General features: G+C 73.2%; 7 protein-coding genes. 5 read left to right on the plus strand and 2 right to left on the minus strand.

The genetic code is table 11. From position 1 onward, the window contains the following. A complete protein-coding gene (locus ACLJQE_RS29125) occupies positions 1-18,141 on the minus strand; it encodes an amino acid adenylation domain-containing protein (protein ID WP_410642633.1) in 18,141 nt (6,046 codons plus the stop codon). Between the two features lie 154 nt (positions 18,142-18,295). On the opposite strand from ACLJQE_RS29125, the gene ACLJQE_RS29130 reads away from it, so the two are divergent. From ACLJQE_RS29130 to ACLJQE_RS29145, 4 genes are all read left to right on the plus strand, one after another. Further along, on the plus strand, positions 18,296-19,333 hold the full coding sequence (locus ACLJQE_RS29130) for a FecCD family ABC transporter permease (protein WP_410642635.1): 1,038 nt from the start codon (positions 18,296-18,298) through the stop codon (positions 19,331-19,333). After that, positions 19,333-20,391, plus strand: a complete 1,059-nt coding sequence (locus ACLJQE_RS29135; RefSeq protein ID WP_410642637.1) for a FecCD family ABC transporter permease — start codon at positions 19,333-19,335, stop codon at positions 20,389-20,391. The genes ACLJQE_RS29130 and ACLJQE_RS29135 overlap by 1 nt, the downstream gene beginning before the upstream one ends. Before the next feature lie 4 nt (positions 20,392-20,395). After that, the gene (locus ACLJQE_RS29140) at positions 20,396-21,199 is read left to right on the plus strand and encodes an ABC transporter ATP-binding protein (protein WP_410642639.1); all 804 of its coding nucleotides are present in this window, start codon (positions 20,396-20,398) and stop codon (positions 21,197-21,199) included. 79 nt (positions 21,200-21,278) lie between these two features. Further along, complete coding sequence (locus tag ACLJQE_RS29145) at positions 21,279-21,764, plus strand: DinB family protein (protein ID WP_410642641.1); 486 nt, start codon at positions 21,279-21,281, stop codon at positions 21,762-21,764. Here ACLJQE_RS29145 and ACLJQE_RS29150 read toward each other — a convergent pair. Further along, a complete protein-coding gene (locus ACLJQE_RS29150; RefSeq protein WP_410642642.1) occupies positions 21,751-23,052 on the minus strand; it encodes a lysine N(6)-hydroxylase/L-ornithine N(5)-oxygenase family protein in 1,302 nt (433 codons plus the stop codon). The two genes, ACLJQE_RS29145 and ACLJQE_RS29150, sit on opposite strands and share 14 nt — an antisense overlap. A gap of 114 nt (positions 23,053-23,166) precedes the next feature. Between ACLJQE_RS29150 and ACLJQE_RS29155 the strand changes: the two genes are divergently transcribed. Continuing rightward, a complete protein-coding gene (locus ACLJQE_RS29155; RefSeq protein WP_410642644.1) occupies positions 23,167-24,111 on the plus strand; it encodes a methionyl-tRNA formyltransferase in 945 nt (314 codons plus the stop codon). Positions 24,112-24,188 lie beyond the last annotated feature (77 nt).

The following is a 24,188-nucleotide window of genomic DNA, read 5'->3' on the forward strand; positions in this document are numbered from 1 at the left end:
CTACTCCGTGTCTCGGGTCAACAACGCGGCGAGCCCCGCCGCAGTGGGGGTACGGAAGAACTCGGCGATGGGGAGCTCCGTTCCGAGCCGCTCGGTGATCCGGTTGCGCAGGACCACCAGCAGCATCGAATGGCCGCCGAGGGTGAACAGGTCGTCGTCGGCGCCGACGGCGGCGACGCCCAGCACCTCCGCGAAGATCTCGCAGAGAGCCTTCTCCGTGGCCGTTTCGGGGGCCCGCCCGCGGGCGGCGAACTCGGGCACCGGCAACGCCGCCCGGTCCAGCTTCCCGTTGGGCGTCACCGGGAACCCGTCCAGGGGAACGATCGCCGCGGGCACCATGTACTCCGGCAGCGACCGGGCGAGGAACTCCCGCAGCCGCACCGGATCCGCGGTCGACGGCGTCGTGTAGGCGACCAGCCGCTTGTCCCGGTCCTCGCGGACGACGACCAGGGCCTGCGCGACGTCTTCGTGCCGCGCCAGCGCCGTCTCGATCTCGCCCGGTTCGATCCGGAAGCCGCGGATCTTGACCTGGTCGTCGGTGCGGCCGAGGTACTCCAGCTGCCCGTCGGGCCGCCAGCGCACGAGGTCGCCGGTGCGGTACATCCGCTCTCCCGCCGTCCCGAACGGATCGGCGACGAACCGGTCCGCGGTGAGCGCCGGACGGCCGTGGTAACCGCGGGCCAGCCCGGCGCCGGCCAGGTACAGCTCACCCGGCACCCCGGACGGCACGGGCGAGAGACCGCCGTCGAGGACGTAGGCCCGCGTGTTGTGCACCGGACGGCCGACCACCGGCCGGCCGGCGTCGCCGATGCGGCCGACCAGAGCGTCCACAGTGGCCTCGGTCGGGCCGTAGAGGTTGTACGCCTCCGTGCCCGGCATCGACGCAAGCGTCTCCCACAGCGTCTGCGAGACGGCTTCGCCGCCGACGCCGACCACGCCGAGGGCACACCGGCCGTCCGAGATCACCCCGGCCGCGGCCAGCTGGGCGAAGTGCGACGGCGTGAGTTCGAGGAAGTCGAGTTCACGCTCGCGCACCACCGCGGCCAGCCGGTCCGGGTCGCGGCGGGTGTCGTCGTCGACGACGTGCACCTCGTGCCCGTCGAGCAGCCACAGCTGCGGCTGCCACGACGCGTCGAAGAAGAACGCCCACGCGTGCCCGACCCGCAGCCGCCGCCCACCCGCGGCGGCGACCGCCGGGCGGTACAGCGTCTCCCGGTGGCTGTGGAAGAGGTTCACCAGCCCGGAGTGCGGGACGACCACACCCTTGGGCTTGCCGGTGGACCCGGACGTGTAGAGCACGTATGCCGGGTTCGCGGGCGAAGGCGGGGTGAGCACAACGGAACTCTCCACCGTGTCCTCGAGTGCGTCCTCGATGGCCAGCGCACCCGGAACGAGCGAAGCCAGCGAACGGCTCGTGAGCACCAGCGCGGCACCGGCGTCGGCGAGGATCGCCGCGATCCGCTCCACCGGCTGGTCCGGATCCACCGGCAGGTACGCCGCCCCCGTCTTGAAGACGCCGAAGATCGCCTCGACGACCGCCGCCGACCGCGGCAGCACGAGCGCCACAACCTGCTCCGGACCCGCCCCGCGGGACGCCAGCCACCGCGCGAGCCGGTCGGTGCGCGCGGCGAACTCCGCGAAGGTGACGCTGGACTCCGCGTCGCTCAGCGCGGTCGCGTCCGGCGTCGCAGCGACCTGGGCGGCCAGCCGGTCGACGACCGTCGGCGCCGAAAGCGTCAGCGGCGCCCCGGCACCCCAGTCCCGCAGGATCAGGTCCCGCTCGGCGGGTTCGAGGACGTCGATCCGGCTCAACGGCCGGTCCGGGTCCGCGACGACCGCCGCCAGCACCCGGACCAGGCGCTCGGTGAGCGTCCGCGCGGTCGGCTCGTCGAACAGGTCGAGGCTGTATTCGAGGTCGCCGTCGATGCCGCCGTCCGTCTCGACCAGGTCGAACGAGAGGTCGAACTTCGCCTGGCGCAGCCCGGTGTCCCGGTAGGCCGCGGACCGCCCGAGCAGCTGCTCCGGCTCCGCACCCGAGTGGTAGACCGCGAGCATGACCTGGAACAGCGGGTGCCGGGCCAGCGACCGGGGCGGGTTGAGCAGTTCGACGAGGTGCTCGAACGGCAGGTCCTGGTGGGCGTACGCCGCCAGGTCGGCCTCGCGGACGCGCCCGAGGAGCTCCCGGAACGTCGGGTCGCCGCCGGTGTCGGTCCGCAGGACCAGCGTGTTGACGAAGAACCCGGCGAGGTCTTCCAGTGCGTGGTCGGAGCGGCCGGCCACCGGGGTGCCCAGCGGGATGTCGGTGCCCGCGCCGATCCGGGTCAGCAACGCGGCGAGCGCGGCCTGCAGGACCATGAACGTGCTGGTGTCGCTGCGGTGGGCCAGCTCCCGCAGGCCCCGGTGGACGGCGGCGGGCACGGTGAACGGCACGGCGGCGCCGCGGTTCGTCGACCGCGCCGGACGTGGCCGGTCGGCCGGGAGCGCCAGCTCGTCGGGGATCCCGGCCAGTGCGTCCCGCCAGAACGCCGCCTGGCGGCCGAGGAGGCTGTCCGGGTCGTCGGCGCGGCCGAACATCTCCCGCTGCCACAGCGTGTAGTCCGCGTACTGCACCGGCAACGGCGTCCACTGTGGACGCTCTCCGCGCAGCCGGGCCGCGTACGCGGTGTCGAGGTCCCGCTTCAGGGGCGGCAGCGACCAGCCGTCACCCGCGATGTGGTGCACCAGCAGCACGAACACGTGCCGGTCGGGCCCGGCCGAAACCAGGGTGGCCCGGATCGGGATCTCGGCGTCGAGGGTGAAGCAGTACGACGCGGCGGCGGTGACGCGCTCGTCGAGGTCCGCCGCGGCGACGGTTTCGGTGACCAGCAGCGGGCGAGCCTGGTCGAGCACGACCTGCCGCGGGACACCCTGCTCCTCGACCAGGAGCGTCCGGAGGACCTCGTGGCGCGCCACGAGGTCCTCCAACGCGGCCTGCAGCGCGTCGGCGTCGACCGGGCCGGTCAGTTCCCACGCCCACGGGATGTTGTAGGTCGCGTTCAGCCCGTCGAGGCGGTCGAGGAACCACAGCCGCTGCTGCGCGAACGACAGCGGCAGGACGTCCGGCCGCTCGGCCGCGACCAGCGCCGGACGGCTGCGACGGCCCGGGTCCAGTGCTTCGGCGAGCCGGGCCGGGGTCGGCGCGTCGAACACCGCCCGGATCGGCACCTCGACGCCGAGCAGCGCGCGGATCCGGCTGACCAGCCGCGTCGCCAGCAGCGAATGCCCGCCGAGGGTGAAGAACCCGTCGTCCGGGCCGACCGACGGCACACCGAGGACGTCGGCGAACAGTTCGCACAGCGCCTGTTCGGCCGGGGTCCGCGCGACCCGGGCGGACGTGCGCACCTGCGGGTCGGGCAGGGCGGCGCGGTCGAGCTTGCCGTTGGCGTTGACCGGCAGTTCCGGCAGCACGACGACGGCCGAGGGCACGAGGTGGTCCGGCAGGCGCTCGGCCACCAGAGCCCGGAGCGCCACCGGGTCACCCGACGGCGCCACGTAGGCGATCAGCCGGTTGTCCCGGGCGATCACGGCCGCGCGCGCCACCGAGGCGTCCGTCGTCAGCACGGCCTCGACTTCGCCCGGCTCGACGCGGAAACCGCGGATCTTGAGCTGCTGGTCGGCGCGGCCGAGGAACTCCAGTGCCCCGTCGGCGCGGCGGCGGACGAGGTCGCCGGTCCGGTACATCCGCTCCCCCGGCTCGAACGGCGAGGCGACGAACCGTTCGGCGGTGAGCGCCGGACGCCCGAGGTAGCCCCGCGCGAGCCCGGCGCCGGCCAGGTACAGCTCACCGCGCACACCCGGCGGCACCGGCCGCAACGCCGCGTCGAGGACGTGCGCACGGGTGTTCGCGATCGGCCGCCCGATCGCCACCGGACCGCAGACCTGGGCGAGGCTGTCGCCCGCGACTTCCGAACAGCCGTAGAGGTTGATCAGCTCCGCCGACGGCCAGCGCTGCGCGACCTTCTCGGCGAGGGCGTCCGAGAGCGGTTCGCCGCTGGTGATCCAGGTGGTCACCGAGTCGAACGCACCGGCCGGGGCGTCCTCGGCGAAGCTGTCGAGCAGGCTCGGGACCACGGTGAGCACCTGAGCGCCGGAGTCGCGGACGAATCCGGCCAGTGCCACCGGGTCGGTGGCCGTCGCGTCGTCGGCGAGGACCACCTCCTCGCCCGCGACGAGGCCGCCGAGCAGCTCGGTCGAGCCGTCGATGAACGTCAGCGCGCTCTTGGCCACGCGCACGCCCTGGGCGATGTCCCGGCCCCAGTGCAGGCGGTTGGCCAGCGCCCGCTGGGTTCCCGCGACCGCCTTCGGTCGTCCGGTGGAGCCCGACGTGAAGATCACGTACGCCGGGTGGTCCGGGCTGATCGACGGCCAGGCCGGTTCCGGCCCGGTGTCACCGGGCCGGACGAGCCGGTCCTCGAAGCCCGCCAGGGCGATGACCAGGTGCGGATCGGCGTCGGTGAGCATCAGCTCGATGCGCTCGGCCGGGTGGTTCAGGTCGAGGGGCAGGTAGGCGGCACCGGTCTTGAGCACCGCCAGGAGCGCGACGACCAGGTCCACCGACCGCGGCAGGGCAACCGCCACCACCCGCTCCGGGCCCGCGCCCCGGGCGAGCAACGCCCGGGCGAGGACAGTGGCCCGCGTGTCCAGCTCGGCACAGGTCAGCCGCTCGGAACCGAACACCAGGGCGGGGGCGTCCGGCGTCCGCGCGACCTGGGCGGCGAACAGCCCGGCGGCCGTCTCCGCGGGCAGGGGGGTCGCGGGGTCGGCGGCGAGCTGGTCGCGTTCGGCGTCGGTGAGCAGGTCGACGGCGCCGATCCGGGTGTCCGGGTCGGCGACGACGGCGGTCAGGAGCGTCCGGAGCCGGTCCAGGACCGCCTCGACGGTCGCGCGGTCGAAGACGTCGCTGTTGTACTCGGCCGTGCCGCGGATCCCCGCCCGGTGGCCGGGCCGCTCGCCGACGAAGAACGTCAGGTCGGCCCGTGCGGTACCGGTGCGGACGGGCTCCTCCGCGACGGCGAGCCCCGGCAGGGCGAGGTCGGCGACGGCGTTGTTCTGCCAGGCCAGCATGGTCTGGAACAGCGGGTGGTAGGCGAGCGACCGGGCCGGGTTCAGCGCTTCGACGAGCCGCTCGAACGGCACGTCCTGGTGGGCGTAGGCGTCGAGGCTGCGGTCCCGCACCCGGGCCACGAGGTCGCGGAACGACGGGTCGCCGCCCGTGTCCACGCGCAGGACCAGGGTGTTGACGAAGAAGCCGACGAGGTCGTCGAGCGCGGCGTCGGTGCGGCCGGCGATGGACGTGCCGAGCGGGACGTCGGTGCCCGCGCCGAGCCGGGTGAGCACCGCGGTGAGCCCGGCGTGCACGACCATGAACACGCTCGCCCCGCAGGCCCGGGCCAGCTCGACGAGTCCACTGTGGAGTTCGGCGTCCCAGCCGAAGGCGAACTGCTCGCCGCGGTAGGACGCTTCCGCCGGGTGCGGCCGGTCGGTCGGCAGCTCGATCCGCTCGGGCAGCCCGGCCAGTGCTTCGCGCCAGTAGGCCAGCTGCGGTTCGATCACCGGCTCGCCGAGGACGTCCCGCTGCCAGAGCGTGTAGTCCGCGTACTGCACCGGCAACGGTGTCCACTGGGGAGCTTCACCGGCCTGACGGGCGGTGTAGGCCGTCGCCAGGTCCCGCCACAGCGGCGCGGTCGACCAGCCGTCCGAGGCGATGTGGTGGAACACCAGCACCAGGACGTGCTCGCGGGCGCCCAGGCGCAGCAGCCGCGCCCGCAGCGGGATCTCCGCCTCCAGCTCGAACACCGTGCCCGCCGCCGCCGACACCGCGTCGGCGAGCGCGGCTTCGGTGACCGGGTGGACCGGCAGCGGGATCGTGACGTCTTCGAGGACGAGCTGCCGGGCTTCCCCGTCGATCTCGGGGAAGACCGTGCGCAGGGCTTCGTGCCGCTCGACGACGTCGGAGAGGGCGGTACGCAGCGCGTCGACATCGAGGTCGCCGGTCAGCCGGACCGCCGTCGGCATGTTGTACGTCGCCGACGGCCCTTCCAGCCGGTGCAGGAACCACAGCCGCTGCTGGGCGAACGACAGCGGCAGCACGTCCGGGCGCGGGTCGGCGCGCACCAGCGCGGGCCGGGCGGGCGAGGAGCCCGACGTGGCCAGCAGGGCGGCCAGCCCGGCAACGGTCGGCGTCTCGAACACCGACCGCACCTGCAGTTCGACGCCGAACACCGCGCGCAGCCGCGCGACCAGGCGGGTCGCCATCAGCGAATGCCCGCCGAGGGCGAAGAAGTCGTCGTCGACGCCGATCGACGCCGCGTCGAGGACCTCGGCGAAGAGCCCGCAGAGGACTTCTTCGACCGGCGTCCGCGGGGCCCGGCCGGCGGTGGCCGCCTGCTTGTCCGGGCTCGGCAGGGCACGCCGGTCCAGCTTGCCCGACGCCAGCAGTGGCAGCCGGTCCAGCAGCACGAACGCCGACGGCACCATGTACTGCGGCAGCCGGTCGCGGACGTGCGCCCGCAGCGCCGCCACCAGCGCGCCGGTGTCGCGCTGCCCGGCCGGGTGGTTGCCCAGCGCTTCGAGGGCGGCGCGGACCGGGCGGCCGCGGTGGATCCGCTGCGGCTCACCGGTGGTGAACACGGCTTCGAGCACGCCTTCCTGCGCGGTCGGCGTCGCGTACACCCGGTAGCCCAGGCGTTCACCCAGTGCGTGCAGATCTTCCGGATCCACTCCGGACGGCTCGCTGTCCAATGCGGACAGAGCCGCGTCGGCGTCCCCGGCGGCCAGCGCGGTGACGGCGGCGAGCTCGCCCGACAGCCGGGCGTCCGGCACCCCGGTGACGCGCAGCCGGGCCGGGCCGTCCGCCAAGAGCCGTTCCAGCTCGGCCGGCGCGGTGAACGCGACGACCTGCTCGGCGGCCACGGCGGGCTTCGGGGCTTTCCGCAGCACGACGTCGTAGCGGTGCCGCGTCAGCTCGTTGTGGGCGTGGCCGCGCTTGCCCCACAGGTCGACGTCGCCGAAGCCGTCGAGTTCCCGGGCCAGTGCCGGGAAGAAGTCCGGGTCGAGGACCAGCTCGCCCTCGCGGGCGATCGCCTGGTCCACCGCGGCGACGTCACGGCGCCCGTGGCGCAGCTCGGTCGCCGTCCGGAAGGCCCGCAGCGAACGGAGGTTCCGGATGTCGCCGAGGAAGATCACGCCGCCGGGCCGGACGTGCGCCGCGGCCGTGCGGACGACTTCGGCGAGGTAGCCGACGCTCGGGAAGTACTGGGCGACCGAGTTGATGACCACCGTGTCGAAGTCCGGCAGTTCGCCCAGGTCGTGGGCGGGCCGCGCGGCCAGGTGGACCTTGCTCGCGAACGGCGTCCCCGCGAGCTCCCGCCGCAGGTTGGCGATGGCCTTCTCGGACAGGTCGACGCCCCAGTACTCCTCGGCGTCCGGCGCGATCCGCGACAGGATCAGCCCGCTGCCGACCCCGATCTCCAGCACCCGCTTCGGCCGCAGCGAACGGATCCGCTCGATCGTCGCCGCGTGCCACTCCCGCATCTCGTCGCGGGGGATCTCCGAGCCGTCGTAGCTGGAGTTCCAGCCGGTGAAGTTCTCCTCCAGCCCGCCGGACGCGGCTTCGGTGAAGACGTTCTCGTGCAGCTCGCGCCACTCGCCGACGTGCTCCAGTTCCGCTTCTTCGTCCCGCCCCGCCGACGGCACGGCGTAGGCGATGAGCCGCCCGTCCTGGGCGACGACGACGGACTGCCCGACGGCCGGGTGCTCGGCGAGCACCGACTCGATCTCGCCCAGCTCGATCCGGTAACCGCGGATCTTGACCTGGTCGTCGGCCCGGCCGAGGAACACCAGCCGCCCGTCGGGCAGCCACTTGACGAGGTCACCCGTGCGGTACAGGCGGCCACCGGAACCGAACGGGTCCGCCACGAACCGCTCCGCCGTCAGCGCCGGGCGGCCGAGGTACCCGCGGGCCAGGCCGGAGCCCGCGAGGTACAGCTCCCCCACCACACCGGGCGGGACCGGCCGCAGCCCGGCGTCGAGCACGTACGCGCGGGTGCCGGGGTCGGGGATGCCGATCGGGACGACCGTCGCGTCCGCCAGCTCGGCCGGGTCGCTCTCCCCCAGCGTCGAGTTGGTGGTCGCCTCGGTCGGGCCGTAGGCGTTGAACATCCGCCGTCCCGGCGCCCAGCGGCGCACCAGCTCCGGCGACACGCGTTCGGTGCCCGCGAGCAGCACGCTGTCCCGCGGCAGGTCGAGGCCGGCCGGCATGGCGTCGAGCAAGGCGGGCGGCAGGATCATGAAGTCGACGCCGTGGGCGTGCGCGTACTCGGTGAGCGCCGGGCCCGCGACCCGCCGCTCGGCCGGGACGACGACCAGCCGGCCGCCCGAGAGCAGGCCGAGGCACAGGTCCCAGAAGGCGACGTCGAAACTCGGTGACGCGAACTGCAGCACCCGGCTGTGCGGGCCGATGCCGAAGCGTTCGACCTGGGTGGCGACCAGCTTCGCGACGCCGGAGTGCTGGAGGACGACGCCCTTCGGCCGCCCGGACGAGCCGGACGTGTAGATCACGTACGCCGCGTTCTCCGGCGTGATCGTGACTTGCGGGTCCACTGTGGACGCGGCATCGAGTGCCGGGTCGTCCAGGAGGATCCGCGGCAGCGCCGCGGGCAGCTTCGCTTCGACGTCCCGGGTCGTCACCACGCAGACCGGGGCCGCGTCCTCGGCCATGTAGGCGATCCGGTCGCCGGGGTAGTCGACGTCGATCGGCAGGTACGCGGCCCCGGCCTTGAGCACCGCCAGCTCCGCGATGATCATGTCCGGTGAGCGCGGCACGGCCAGCACGACCACCCGCTCGGGCCCCGCGCCGCGGTCGCCCAGCAGGTGCGCGAGGCGGTTGGCGCGGGCGTTCACCTCGGCGTAGGTGAGCTCGACGTCCTCGAAGACGAGCGCCACCGCGTCGGGTGCTTCGGCGACGCGCCGGGCGAACATCCCGGGGAAGGTCTCGGTGCCCGCCGGCTCGAGGCACCCGGCCCACTGCGTGAGCACCCGGTCGCGCTCGTCCCCTTCGAGCAGGTCGAGGGAACCGACGGGGCGGTCGGGCTCGGCCAGCGCCGCCCGCAGCAGCACTTCGAGGCGGCGCAGGATCGCGTTCGCGCCCGCGTGGTCGAAGACGTCGGCGTTGAACTCCAGCACCCCGGCGATCCCGGCGTCGCGCTCGGTCAGCGAGATCGACAGGTCGAACTTCGACGTCCCGGTCGTCACCGGGATTTCGGTCACGGCCAGTCCGGGCAGGGTCACCTCGGCGCGGGCGTTGTTCTGCCCGGCGATCATCACCTGGAACAGCGGGTGGTACGACAGCGACCGCGCCGGGTTGAGCACCTCGACCAGCCGCTCGAACGGCACGTCCTGGTGCGCGTACGCGTCGAGGTTGCGCTCGCGGACCCGGGCGAGGAGCTCGCGGAACGACGGCTCGCCGCCGGTGTCCACGCGCAGGACCAGGGTGTTGACGAAGAACCCGACGAGGTCGTCGAGCGCCGGGTCGGTGCGGCCGGCGATGGGTGAGCCGATCGGCACGTCGGTGCCCGCGCCGAGGCGCGTGAGCAGGGCGGCGAGGGCCGCGTGCACGACCATGAACACGCTGGCGCCGCTCTCGCGGGCCAGCTCGGCCAGCCGCGCGTGGAGGCCGGCGTCCCAGGTGAAGGTGTGCAGCTCGCCGCGGAACGTCGCGGTCGCCGGGTGCGGCCGGTCCAGCGGCAGCTCGATCCGGTCCGGCAGGCCGTTCAGCGCCGTCCGCCAGTAGTCCAGCTGCGCGCTCAGCACGCTGTCCGGGTCGTCTTCGCGGCCGAGCAGGTCCTGCTGCCACAGCGTGTAGTCCGCGTACTGCACCGGCAGTGGTGTCCACTTCGGACGTTCACCGGCGCACCGGGCGGCGTAGGCGGTGGCGATGTCGCGCCACAGCGGAGCCATCGACCAGCCGTCGGAGGCGATGTGGTGGAACACCAGCGCGAAGACGTGCTCGCGGGCGCCGAGGCGCAGCAGTTCCGCGCGCACCGGCGCCTGCCGCTCGAGGTCGAACGAACCGCGGACCAGCCCGGTCAGCGCTTCGTCGAGGACGGCGACCTCGCGCACGGGCAGGTCGACCTCCCCGGCCGGGAGGATGTCCTGGTAGGGCACGCCGTCCCGCTGCGGGAACCGGGTGCGCAGGGCCTCGTGGCGGGCCACCACGTCCGAGAGCGCGCTGCGCAGCGCTGCGACGTCGAGGTCGCCTTCGAGGCGCATGATCAGCGGGACGTTGTAGGTGGCCGAGGGCCCTTCGAGGTGGTGCAGGAACCACAGCCGCTGCTGGGCGCCGGACAGCGGGACGAGGTCCGGGCGGCGGGTGGCGACCAGCGGCGGCCGCGCGCTCCCGTCTGCGGTGGCGAGCACCCCGGCCAGGCCCGCCGGGGTCGGCGTCTCGAAGACCGCCCGCACTTCGAGCTCGGCGTTCAGGGCGGCGCGGACGCGGGCGATCAGCCGGGTGGCCAGCAGCGAGTGCCCGCCGAGGACGAAGAAGCTGTCGTCCGGGCCGACCCGTGGCAGGCCGAGGACGTCGGCGAACAGCTCGCACAGCTGCCGTTCGACCGGCGTGCGGGGCTCGCGCGCCGAGACCGGCGCGCTCGTGTCCGGCGCCGGCAGCGCGCGGCGGTCGAGCTTGCCGTTCGCCGTCACCGGCAGCGCGTCGAGGACGACGATCGCCGACGGCACCATGTGCTCGGGCAGCCGTTCGGCGGCCAGGGCCCGCAGGTCCGCGGGCAGGGCGGTGCTGCGGCGCGAGCGCCGGGGGTTGCCGGTGCAGGCCAGGATCTCCTCGCGACCGGGCCGGAACGCGCCGGCCGGGTCGCCGCTGGTGAACAGGACGTCGACCGAGCCGTCACCGGCGGCGGACCAGGTGACGACCGCACCCAGTTCATACCAGTCGTCGGGGTTCACGCCTTCGGTGATCCGCCCGTTGGGGACGCCCTCGACGCGCAGGCCGTCGCGCAGCCGCGCCGCCACCTCGTCCACAGTGGACACATCGGTGCCCCACGTCAGCGTCTCGACCGGGTGCGGCTCAGCGGTTCCCGGGCGCAGGACCACGTCGTAGCGGTACTGGGTGAGCTCGTTGACCGCCCGGCCGCGCTTGACCCGGATGTCCGCGGCGACCCCGTCGAGGCCGGCGAAGAACTCCGGCGCGACGAGCAGCTCCTTCTCCCGCAGCAGCCGCTCCTCGACGTCACCGCCGCGTGCCTCGACCACGGCCGTGTGGAACGCCCGGGCCTGGCGCAGGTCGCGGACGTCCCCGACGAACAGCGCCCCGCCCGGGGCCAGCAGCGCCAGTGCCTTGCGCACGACGTCGAGCAGGTACGTCCCGCTCGGGAAGTACTGGACGACGGAGTTGAGGACGATGGTGTCGAAGAACTCCCGCGGCAGGCCGCCGAGGTCGGCGGCTTCGCCGGTGCGCAGTTCGACGCGCCCGGCGAGCGCGGGATCGGCCGCGACCCGTGCCCCCAGCGACGCGATGGCCTCGGCGGAGAAGTCCGTGCCCCAGTACGCGTCGCACTGCGGGGCCAGCTCGGTCAGCAGCAGGCCGCTGCCGACGCCGATCTCGAGCACGCGCCGCGGCGCCAGCTCGCGGATCCGGCCGACGATGGCGTCCCGCCACTCGAGCATCTCCTCGCGCGGGAGCGGCTCGCCGGTGTAGCTGGAGTGCCAGCCGGCGAACTCGTCACGGACGCTCGAGTACATCGAGTCGTACAGTTCGCGCCACTCGCCGACCTGCTCGACCTCCTCCTCGGCCGAACCGGCGGTGTCGGTGGGGACGACGTACCCGACCAGGCGGACGTCACCGGGCCGGTCTTCGCGGGCGACGACGACGGCGTGGGCGACGTCGTCGTGCGCGGAGAGGGTCGCGGCGATCTCGCCGGGCTCGACGCGGAACCCGCGGATCTTGACCTGCTCGTCGCCGCGGCCGAGGAATTCGAGGACGCCGTCGGGGCGGAAGCGGGCGAGGTCGCCGGTGCGGTACATCCGGGTGCCGGGGGCACCGAACGGGTCGGCGACGAACCGCTCGGCGGTGAGCCCGGCCCGGCCGAGGTAGCCGCGGGCGAGCTGGACGCCGGCCAGGTACAGCTCGCCGGGGGTGCCCGGCGGCACCGGGCGCAAGCCGGCGTCGAGGACGTAGGTGCGGGTGTTCCACACCGGACGGCCGATCGGGACCGAAGTGTCCTCGGTGGACGTCCGCCACGCCGTGACGTCGACCGAAGCCTCGGTCGGGCCGTAGAGGTTGTGCAGTTCGGCGTCGAGGACCCGGCCGAACTGCACGACGGCGTCCGGCGGCAGGGCCTCCCCGCTGCACAGCACCCGGCGCAGGCTCGTGCACTCCCCCGCGGCCGGCTCCTGCAGGAAGACCTGGAGCATCGACGGGACGAAGTGGACGGTCGTGACGCCGCGGTCGCGGATCAGCCGGGCGAGGTAGGCGGGGTCCTTGTGCCCGTCCGGCCGGGCGATCACCTCGGTGGCGCCGGTGATGAGCGGCCAGAGGAACTCCCACACCGACACGTCGAAGCTGGACGGCGTCTTCTGCAGCACGCGGTCGCCGTCGGCGAGGCCGTACTCGGCCTGCATCCAGAGCAGCCGGTTGACGATGCCGGCGTGCGGGACGACGACGCCCTTCGGACGGCCGGTCGACCCGGAGGTGTAGATGACGTATGCCGGGTTCTCCGGCCTCAGCACGACGTCCGGTGGCGTGTCCGGAACTCCGGCCAAGGTGTCCGGGTCGTCCAGGAGCACGGCACCCGGGACGGCGGTCTCCGCGACGGCCAGCACCAGCGCCGGGCCGGCGTCGTCGAGCATGAACGCGATCCGGTCGGCCGGGTAGCCGGGGTCGAGCGGCAGGTAGGCCGCGCCCGTCTTGAGCACCGCGAGGATCGCCGTGACCAGGTGAGTCGAGCGGGGCAGCGCCAAGGCGACGACCCGTTCGGGCCCGGCGCCGCGGGCGGCCAGCACGCGGGCCAGGCGGTTGGAGACGGCGTCGAGCTCGGCGTAGCTGAGTTCTTCGTCCTCGAAGACCAGAGCCGGCTGATCGGGGGTCCGCGCGACCTGGGCGGCGAACAGCTGCGGCACGGTGACCGCGGGAACCTCCTCGACGGCACCCGACCAGGTCTTTTCGAGACCGTCGCGTTCGGCCGCGGTGAGCACGTCCAGGGTGCCGAGCCGGCGGTCCGGCGCGTCGACGACCTGCCGGAGCAGGGTTTCGAGGCGGCCGAGGAGGCCGGTCACGGTGGCCCGGTCGAACACCTCGGCGTTGAACTCGGCCTGTCCGTGCAGGCCGTCGGCCCGCTCGGTGAAGGAGAACCAGAGGTCGAACTTGGCCGTGCCGGTGCCGACGGGCTGCTCGGTCACGGTCAGGCCGGGCAGCTCGACGCCGGTGCCGGGGGTGTTCTGCCAGGCCAGCATGGTCTGGAACAGCGGGTGGTGCGCCAGCGACCGGGCCGGGTTCAGCGCTTCGACGAGCCGCTCGAACGGCACGTCCTGGTGGGCGTAGGCGTCGAGGCCGCGCTCGCGCACCCGGGCCACGAGGTCGCGGAACGACGGGTCGCCGCCCGTGTCGACCCGCAGGACCAGGGTGTTGACGAAGAACCCGATGAGGTCGTCGAGCGCGGCGTCGGCGCGGCCGGCGATCGGGGTGCCGATCGGGATGTCGGTGCCCGCGCCGAGCCGCGACAGCAGCGCGGTCAGGCCCGCGTGCACGACCATGAACGGGCTGGCCCCGCAGGCGCGCGCGAGGTCGGTGAGCCCGGCCTGGAGCCCGGCGTCCCAGGTGAAGGTGAAGAACCCGCCGCGGTAGGCGGACATCGCCGGGTGCGGCCGGTCGAGCGGGAGCGCGATCCGGTCGGGCAGGCCGTCCAGGGTTTCCCGCCAGTAAGCGAGCTGGGCCGCCTCCTCGGTGGCCAGGAGATCGCGCTGCCAGAGCGTGTAGTCCGCGTACTGCACCGGCAACGGCGTCCACTGGGGAGCTTCGCCGCGCAGCCGGGCGCGGTAGGCCGTGGCGATGTCCCGCCACAGCGGCGAAAGCGACCATCCGTCGGCGGCGATGTGGTGCACGACCAGGACCAGCACGTGCCGCCGCGGGTCGGCGGTGAGCAGTTCCGCACGCACCGGCACCCCGGCGCCGAGGTCGAACACCCCGCGCACGAGTGCGTCCACTTCGGCGTCCACATCGGACACCGCGCGGACGGTGAGGTCCACCGTCGGTTCGGGGAGGATCTGCTGGTACGGGACGCCGTCGACGACCGGGAAGACCGTCCGCAGCGCCTCGTGCCGGGCCACGACGTCGCCGAGCGCCGAGCGCAGCGCGTCGACGTCCAGTTCCCCGGCCAGGCGCATGACGAGCGGGACGTTGTAGGTCGCCGACCCGCCTTCGAGCCCGTGCAGGAACCACAGGCGCTGCTGCGCGAACGACAGCGGCAGCCGCTCGGGCCGTTCGGTGACGCGGGTGAGCGGACGCCGCTCGGTCGCGGTGACGGCCCCGGCGAGCAGCTCCGCGAGCGCGGCCGGCGTCGGGGCGTCGAACACCGCCCGCACCGGCACCTCGGCGCCGACGGCGGCGCGGATCCGCTGGATGAGCCGGGTGGCCAGCAGCGAATGCCCGCCGAGCGCGAAGAAGTCGTCGTCCGGTCCGGCCTGCGGGACCCCGAGGACGCCGGCGAACATCTCGCACAGCAGCTGCTCGACGGGGTTGCGCGGCGCGCGGCCGGGCCCGGCGGTGAACCGCTCGGGGCTCGGCAGGGCCTTGCGGTCCAGCTTGCCGGAGGCGAGCACCGGGAGCTTGTCGAGCACGACGAAGGCCGACGGCACCATGTACAGCGGCAGCCGGTCCCGCACGTGCGCCCGCAGCGACGCCACGAGAGCACCGGTTTCCCGGCGGGCCGCGGGGTTGTTGGCGTAGGACCCCGGCGTACCCGTCTGCCGCACCGGCCGGTAGGCGGCTCCCCCCAAGCGCCCCAAGGTGGCCTTGGGTGCGTCCAACGCACCGAAGGCCACCTTGGGTGCGTTCAACGCACCGAAGGCCACATTGGGGCGCATGAAGACGGCTTCCAGCTCGCCGCCCTCGGCCGCCAAGGTGACGGCCACGTGGTAGCCGGCGCGCTCGCCGAGCCGGTGGAGGGCTTCCGGGTCGACGCCGTCCCGGCGGTCGAGGGCGGCCACGGCCGCCTCGGCGTCGCCGGTGTCCAGTGCGCGGACCGCCGCCAGCTCGCCGGCCAGCCGGGCGTCCGGGATCGCGGTGACGCGCAGCCGCTCCGGCGTCTCGGCGGTCAGGAACCGCTCCACCGCACCGAGGTCGCCGAACGCGACGACCTGCTCTTCGGCCGCTTCCGGCCGGGGTGCCTTCCGCAGGACGACGTCGTAGCGGTGCCGCGTCAGCTCGTTGTGCGCGGTGCCGCGCTTGACCCACAGGTCGACGTCGCCGAAGCCGTCGAGCTCCCGGGCGAGTGCCGGGAAGAAGTCCGGGTCGAGGACCAGCTCGCCCTCGCGGGCGATCGCCTGGTCCACCGCGGCGACGTCGGTCCGGCCGCGGTGCAGCTCGACGGCGGTCCGGAAGGCCCGCAGCGAACGCAGGTTGCGGATGTCGCCGAGGAAGATCGTCCCGCCCGGCGCCAGCAGGCCCGCGGCGGTCCGGACGACCTCGGCGAGGTAGTCCGCGCTGGGGAAGTACTGGGCGACGGAGTTGATGATCACGGTGTCGAACGGTTCGTCCGGCAGTTCACCGAGGTCGTGGGCGGGCCGCGCGGCGAGGTGCACCTTGCTCGCGAACGGCCTCGCCGCGACCTCGCGCCGGACGTTCTCGACGGCGCTCTCGGACAGGTCGACGCCCCAGTAGGTTTCGGCGTCCGGCGCGATCCGCGACAGGATCAGCCCGCTGCCGACCCCGATCTCCAGCACCCGCCTCGGCTGCAGCGCGCGGATCCGGTCGATCGTCGCCGCGTGCCATTCGCGCATCTCGTCGAGGGGGATCTCCGAGCCGTCGTAGCTGGAGTTCCAGCCCGCGAAGTTCTCCTCGATGCCGTGGGACCCGGCGAGCATCTCCTCGTGGACGTCGTGCCATTCGTCGACGTGCCCCTGCTCGGCCGCCTGGTCGCGGTCCGGCACCGGCACGGCGTAGGCGATCAGCTGCCCGTCCTGCGCGACGACGACCGACTGGCCGACGCGCGGGTGTTCGGCCAGCACGGACTCGATCTCGCCGAGTTCGATGCGGTAGCCGCGGATCTTGACCTGGTCGTCGGCCCGGCCCAGGAACACCAGCCGGCCGTCCGGCAGCCACTTGACGAGGTCACCGGTCCGGTAGAGCCGGCCACCGGAGCCGAACGGGTCCGCGACGAACCGTTCCGCCGTCAGCCCCGGGCGCCCGAGGTAGCCCCGCGCCAGACCGCTTCCGGCGAGGTACAGCTCGCCGACGACCCCGACCGGGACCGGCGCGAGGGCCGCGTCGAGGACGTACGCGCGGGTGCCGGGGTCGGGCACGCCGATCGGCACGGCCGAGCCGGGGGTGATCTCCGGATCGCAGAGACCGAGCGTGGAGTTGGTCGTGGCCTCGGTGGGGCCGTAGGCGTTGAACATCCGCCGTCCGGGCGCCCACCGGCGCACCAGCTCCGGCGACACCCGCTCGGTTCCCGCGAGCAGCACGCTGTCCCGCGGCAGGTCGCAGTCCTCGGGGAACTCGGCGAGCAGGGCGGGCGGCAGGATCATGAAGTCGACGCCGTGGGCGTGCGCGTACTCGGCCAGTTCGGGGCCGGGCACCCGGCGTTCGGCCGGGACGATCACCAGCCGGCCACCCGAGAGGAGCCCGAGGCAGAGGTCCCAGAAGGCGACGTCGAAACTCGGCGACGCGAACTGCAGCACCCGGCTCTGCGGGCCGACGCCGAACCGTTCGGACTGCGTCGCGACCAGCTTCGCGACGCCCGCGTGGGAAACCACGACACCCTTGGGCCGTCCGGTCGAGCCGGACGTGTAGATGACGTAGGCGGCGTTGGCCGGGACGATCGCGGCGGCCGGGTCCGTCGCCGGCTCGTCGTCCAGGGTCAGCTCGTCGAGGAGCAGGACGTCGCCGTCGAAGCGATCGGCGAGGTCGCCGGTGGTCACCACACACACCGGGCGTGCGTCGCCGACCATGAACGCGATGCGCTCGGCCGGGTAGTCCTGGTCGAGCGGCAGGTACGCGGCACCGGCCTTGAGCACCGCCAATTCGGCGACGATCATCTCGGGCGAGCGCGGCACGGCGAGGGCGACGACCCGCTCGGGACCGGCCCCGCGGCGGACGAGGACGTGGGCGAGCCGGTTCGCGCGGGCGTCGAGTTCGGCGTAGGTGAGTTCCTCGTCCTCGAAGACGAGGGCCACCGCGTCCGGCGCCTCCCGGACGCGGGCGGCGAACAGCTCGGGCAGCGTCGCCAGTGGCGCCGCGAGGTCCGTGTCGTTCCACTCCTCGAGGATGCGGTGCAGTTCCGGCGCCGTCATCAGGCCGAGCCGGGTCACCGGCCACTGTGGACGTTCCTGCGCCTCGGCGAGGAGGTGCCCGAGGTGGTCCAGCATGCGGTCCACAGTGGATTCGTCGAGGACGTCGGTGCGGTAGTCCGCGACGAGCACGTCGCCGTCGAGGGTCAGGTTCAGGTCGAGCGGCAGCTCGGTTTCCGCACCGAAGCCGACGTTGACGAGCACCGCTCCCCCGCGGCCGGGCTCGGGCGCCACCTCGGCGACCAGGTCCTCGAACGGGACTTCGTGCGCCAGCGCCTCTTCCCGGGCTTCGCGCACGCGGGCGACGACGTCGGCGAACCCGGGCGCACCGTCGAGATCCACCCGGAGCGGCACCAGCGCGCCGATGCCGAGCACGACGTCCGCGGTGCCCGCATAGCGGGACAGCAGCACGGTGAACGCCGCCAGGAGCGCCGGCTCCGCGGCCTCGGGCCGGGGCCGGGTGACCCGCGCCCGCACCGCGCCGGGCTCCGCCGGGTACGGCCGGTCGACCGGCAGCGGCAGCTCCTTGGGCGCCGAGGCGAGGCGGTCACGCCAAAAGCCGAGCCTCGACACCTGCTGCTGCACAGCGTCACCGTTGCTCACCGGTAGACCAGCCTCCCGCTGCTCAAAGCGCCCCGATCGGGGCGCAAACTTAGGTGACCCTAACAAACGGATGGTGAGGATGCACTCCTGTACCATCGGTTAGCCTTACCTAAAATGAGTACCAGTCGGAGGTGCGGTGCGAACAGACCCCGGAGGGATCGCTCTCAAGCGACGCCCGCCACACACGGGCCGCGCGCTCGGTCTGCTGGCCGCTCTCGGTGTCCTGGTTTTCCTGTGTCTGCTGAGCGTCTGGCTGGGGTCGAAGGAGATCTCGTTCGGCGCCGTCTGGCAGGTGCTCTGGCACGACGACGGCTCGGCCGACGCCGTGATCATCCACAGTGTCCGGATGCCGCGGACCGTCCTGGCCGTGCTGGTCGGCGCCGCGCTGGGCCTGGCGGGCACCCTGATGCAGGCGCTGACCCGCAACCCGCTCGCCGATCCGGGCCTGCTCGGCATCAGCGCCGGCGCCGCGTTCGCCATCGTCTTCTCCATCACGGTGCTCGGCGTCGGCTCCCTCTACGGCTACATCTGGTTCGCCTTCGCCGGCGCGCTGGCCGCGACGGCGGTCGTCTACTTCCTCGGCACCCGCGGCCGCAGTGGCTCCAGCCCGGTCAAGCTGGCCCTCGCCGGGGCCGCCGTGACGGCCCTGCTCGGCTCGTTCACCAGCGCGATGGTGCTGTCGGACCCGGTGGCGCTCAACCGCTACCGGTTCTGGTCGGCCGGTTCGCTGGCCGGCGTCGACGGCGGTTCGCTGCTGCGGGTCCTGCCGTTCCTCGTCGCCGGCGTGGTGCTGGCGATCGCGAGCGGGCCCGCGCTGAACAGCCTCGCCCTCGGCGACGACGTCGCGGTCGCACTCGGACGGCGGCTGGGCCCGCTGCGGCTGCGCGGCGCGCTGGCCATCACGCTCCTGACCGGCGCTTCCGTGGCGGTCGCCGGCCCGATCGTGTTCCTCGGCCTGATCGTCCCGCACGCCGTGCGGTTCGTCGTCGGGCCCGACCACCGGTGGCTGCTGCCCTACACCGCCGTCCTCGCGCCGTGCCTGCTGCTGGCCGCGGACATCCTCGGCCGGGTCATGGCGCGCCCCGGCGAGGTCCGCGCCGGCGTGATCGTCGCCTTCCTCGGCGCGCCGTTCTTCATCTACCTGGTCCGCCGCCGCAAGCTGGTGGAGGCCTGATGAGCCTGCTGCAGGTGCGGCGCGACCGCGTCACCTTCCGCCTCGCGAAACCCTCGGTGTCGGGGCAGATCCGGCCCCGGCTGGTGGCCGTGTCGCTCGTCCTCGCCGTACTGGCCTTCGCGTTGTTCTGCGTGGGGATGACGATCGGTGACGTGCCGCTGAGCGTGTCCGACGTCCTGGCCGCCGTGTTCGGCGGGGGCGACAGCGGCACCGGCTACATCGTGCAGGAACTGCGGCTGCCGCGGGCGCTGACCGGGCTGCTGGCCGGGCTCGCGTTCGGCGCGTCCGGCGCGGTGTTCCAGACCATCACGCGCAACCCGCTGGCCAGCCCGGACATGATCGGCATCAACGCGGGCGCCGCCACCGCCGTCGTCGCCGGGATCTCCTTCGGTTTCGGCGGCGGCCTCGGCACCACCACGCTCGGCCTGCTGGGCGGGCTGGGCACCGGGCTGCTCGTGTATGTCCTGGCGTGGCGGCGCGGCACCACCGGCTACCGGATCATCCTGGTGGGCATCGGGATCTTCGCGATGTGCACCAGCCTGACCGACTACCTGCTCAGCCGCGCGCAGATCACCGAGGCCCAGGCCTCGATCGGCTGGCTGGTCGGCAACCTGAACAACCGCGGCTGGGAGCACGTCGTCCCGCTGGCCGGCGCGCTGGCGGTGCTGCTGCCGCTGGTGCTGGCCCTGTCGCGGTGGATGCGCACCCTGCAGCTCGGCGACGACGTGGCGGCCGGGCTCGGCACGCCGGTGCAACCGGTGCGGCTGGGGCTGTTGCTGGCCGGCGCCGGGCTGGTGGCCTTCGCGACGGCGTCCGCGGGCCCGGTCGCGTTCGTCGCGCTGACCGCGCCGCAGATCGCGCAACGCCTGGCGCGTCAGGTGTCCCCGCCGCTGATGGCGTCCGCGCTCACCGGTGCGGTCGTGGTGCTGGGCAGCGACATCCTGGCCCGCACCGTCACGGCGTCGCCGCTGCCGGTCGGCATCGTGACCGGCGCGCTCGGCGCACCGCTGCTGCTCTGGCTGCTGGCCAGGGCCAACCGATCCGGCTCCGGAGGCTGAGAACATGACACCGTCCTTGCGGGTGCAGGATCTGCGCGTCGCCTACGACGACCGGGTCGTCATCGACGGCCTGGACCTCGACATCCCACCCGGGAAGATCACCGCGATCGTCGGGGCGAACGCGTGCGGGAAGTCGACGCTGCTGCGCACGCTGGCCCGGCTGCTGACGCCGAAGTCGGGCGCGGTGTACCTCGACGGCCGCTCGATCCAGGACCTCCCCACCCGCCAGGTCGCCCAGCGGCTCGGCATCCTGCCGCAGTCCCCGGTGGCGCCCGAGGGCATGACGGTGGCCGACCTCGTCGGCCGCGGCCGCGCCCCGCACCAGAGCTGGTGGCGGCAGTGGTCCACCTCGGACGAAGGCGCGGTGCAGGCCGCGCTGGCCGCGACTTCGATGACCGACCTCGCCGACCGCCCGGTGGACGAGCTCTCCGGCGGCCAGCGCCAGCGCGCGTGGATCGCGATGGCGGTCGCCCAGGGCACGCCGGTGCTGCTGCTCGACGAGCCGACGACGTACCTGGACCTGGCCCACCAGATCGACGTGCTCGACCTGGTCGTCGACCTCAACCGCGCCGAGGGCCGCACGGTGGTGATGGTGCTGCACGACCTCCCCCAGGCGTGCCGCTACGCCGACCACGTGATCGCGATGAAGGCGGGCCGCGTGGTGGCCTCCGGCGAGCCGGCGTCGGTGATCACGGAGGCCCTGGTGGAGGAGGTCTTCGACATCCGCTGCCAGGTGAGCCCGGACCCGGTGAGCGGTACCCCGATGGTCATCCCGATCAGCCGCCACCACCCGGCACCGGTGCACTAGCGCTATCCTGGGGCCCGGCCTTCCTCACCGTCTCCGAGGACCGTTCCGGCCGGATCCCCTGCCAAGGAAGCTGACTGCCGTGTATGTGCTGCCCGAAAAGACCACCGGCCCCGAGCGTGCGCTGCTGGAGGCCATGCTCGACCGCAACCGGCTCGCGCTCGTCGAGAACGCGCGCGGTCTGTCGGAAGCGGACGCCCGCCGCCGGCTGGTTCCGTCCCTGACCACGCCGATCGCCTTGGTCAAGCACGCCGCCGTCGCCGAACGCCGCTGGTTCCAGTGGCTGGTGGCCGGGCTCGACGAGGCCGAGATCGACGGCCCCTCGACCCCCGGGGACCCCAGTTTCGTGGTCGCCGACGACGAAACGGTCGAGGACGTGATCGCCGAGTACGAGCGCACCAGCGCGCGCTCGCGGGAAATCGCGGCGGGTCACTCGCTCGACGACCGGTGGACGCACCCGGTCGTCGGCGAGGTCACCCTCCGCTTCATCTACCTGTTCCTGATCGAGGAATTCGCCCGGCACACCGGCCACGGCGACATCCTCCGGGAGCAGCTCAGCGCGCGCTGACCGCGAACTCCCCGGCCGGCTCCGCGACCACCCGGCGGTCCACGACGGACTGCAGGATCTCGCCCACCCGCACGGCGGTGTTCGACAGCAGCGACGACGTGATGCCGTGCGTGTGTTCGGTGCCGCCCTGCAGGTAGATCCCGCCGCGCAGGGGCGGTTCGGTCGCCAGCCGGTAGTCGCGCTCGACGCGGAGCCGTCCTTCTTCGTCACGCAGGCAGCGCCGGCCCAGTTCGCCGAGCAGCGGCGTCGGGTCCGCGGGCCGGTAACCGGTGGCGTAGACGACCGCGTCGGCCTCCAGGACCGTGCGTTCCCCGGTGGTCAGGGATTCGACCGTGACCGTTCCGGTGCCGGTCACTTCGACGGGACGCGAAACGTTGAACAGCCGCAGCCGTTCCACGCCCAGCACCTTCTCGCGGTAGACCCGCCGGTAGAGCTCGTCGATCAGCTCGATGTCGACGGCCGAGTAGTTCGTCGCGCCGTGGTAGCGCATCAGGCGGTCCTTCACCGGCTCGCCCGCGCGGTAGAACTGGTCGACGGCCTCCGGGTCGAAGATCCGGTTCGCGAACGAGCTGTCGTCGGCCGGGCTGTAGCCGTAGCGGGCGAACACCGCGCACACCTCGGCGCGGGGGAACTCGTCGTGCAGCAACGCGGCGACCTCGGCCGCGCTCTGGCCGGCCCCGACCACGACGAACCGCTTCGGGTCGGCACCGCGCAGGGCCTCGACGCGGAACAGCAGTTCGCTGTTGTGCCAGACCCGGTCGCCGGCGGTGATGCCTTCGGGCAGCTGGGGCCGCAGACCCGTGCCCATCACCAGGTTCCGGGCACGCAGCGACGACCCGTCCGAGATCCGGACGTCGAAGTACACGACTTCGGAGCCGTCGTACACCGGCGTCACCGAGACGACCTCGGTGCCGTAGGACACGACGTCGTCGACCTTCGCGGCGGCCCACTCGAAGTAGTCGTGGAACTCGACCCGCAGCGGGAAGAGGTTCTTGTGGTTGATGAAGTCGACCAGCCGCCCGGCGGCGTGCAGGTAGTTGAGGAAGCTGAACTCGCTGGTCGGGTTCCGCATGGTGACCAGGTCCTTCAGGAACGACACCTGCATGGTCGCGGTGTCGATCAGCATCCCGCGGTGCCAGCCGAAGCACGGCTGCCGCTCGAGGAAGTGCGCGGTCACCGGCTCGCCCGAGCCCGAGTTGTTGTGCTCGGCGAGGGCGATCGCGAGAGCGAGGTTCGATGGCCCGAAGCCCACGCCGACGATGTCGTAGATCGGGACCTCTGCAGTCATGTTGCTCCCTCGCGCGCTCCGGTACGGTTCAGGGAACCCTAACCTAACTTAGGCGAGCCTCGCCTAGTACGTTCGTGGTGATGTTCGTCCCCCGACCATGAAAGGCACTCTCGAATGCGCGTGGCGATGTTCGGCTACCAGACCTGGGGGCACCGGACCCTCCAGGCGCTCATCGACGCCGGCCACGAGGTCGCCCTCGTGGTCACCCACCCGAAGAGCGACCACGCCTACGAGCGGATCTGGGCCGACTCGGTCGCCGACCTCGCCGAGTCGCACGGCATCCGGGTCCTGCTGCGCAACCGCCCGGACGACGCCGAACTGCTGGCCGAGCTCAAGGCCGCCGACCTCGACCTGATCGTGGCGAACAACTGGCGCACCTGGCTGCCGCCGGAGATCTTCGAGCTGCCGCGGCACGGCACGCTGAACATCCACGACTCGCTGCTGCCCGCGTACGCGGGCTTCTCGCCGCTCATCTGGGCCATGATCAACGGTGAGCCGGAAGTCGGCGTCACCGCCCACATGATGGACGGCGAACTCGACGCCGGCGACATCGTGCTGCAGCGCGCGATCCCGGTCGGGCCGTCCGACACCACGACCGACCTGTTCCACCGCACGGTCGACCTCATCGCGCCGATCACCGCCGAAGCCATCTCGATGATCGAGACGGGCTACACCCCGGTGCCGCAGGACCGGTCGAAGGCCAGCTTCTTCCACAAGCGGGCCAAGCGGGACAGCCTGATCGACTGGACACTGCCGCCCGCGGACATCGAGCGGTTCGTGCGCGCGCTGTCGGACCCGTACCCGAACGCGTTCGCCTACCACCGCGGCCAGGAGCTGCGGATCACCAAGGCGTCGGTGTCGCAGGGCCACTACGGCGGCACACCGGGCCGGATCTTCATCCGGGAAGGCGACGGCGTGGTGATCGTGGCCGGGCCGGACGCCCGCCGCGGCCGGGCCCCGGGCCTGCTGGTCGAGCGCGTCCGCACCGCCGACGGCACGGATCTGCCCGCGCACGAGTACTTCAAGACGATGGGCGGGTACCTCACCGACCGCCCGTGACCGGCGAGCGGGACATCCCTCGGCGGCGGCCACGCCGGTGAGGGATGTCCCGCTCGCCCGGGATCAGGCCTGCCGGC

It is taken from the genome of Amycolatopsis sp. lyj-346 (assembly GCF_046548975.1).
Lineage (GTDB): Bacteria > Actinomycetota > Actinomycetes > Mycobacteriales > Pseudonocardiaceae > Amycolatopsis.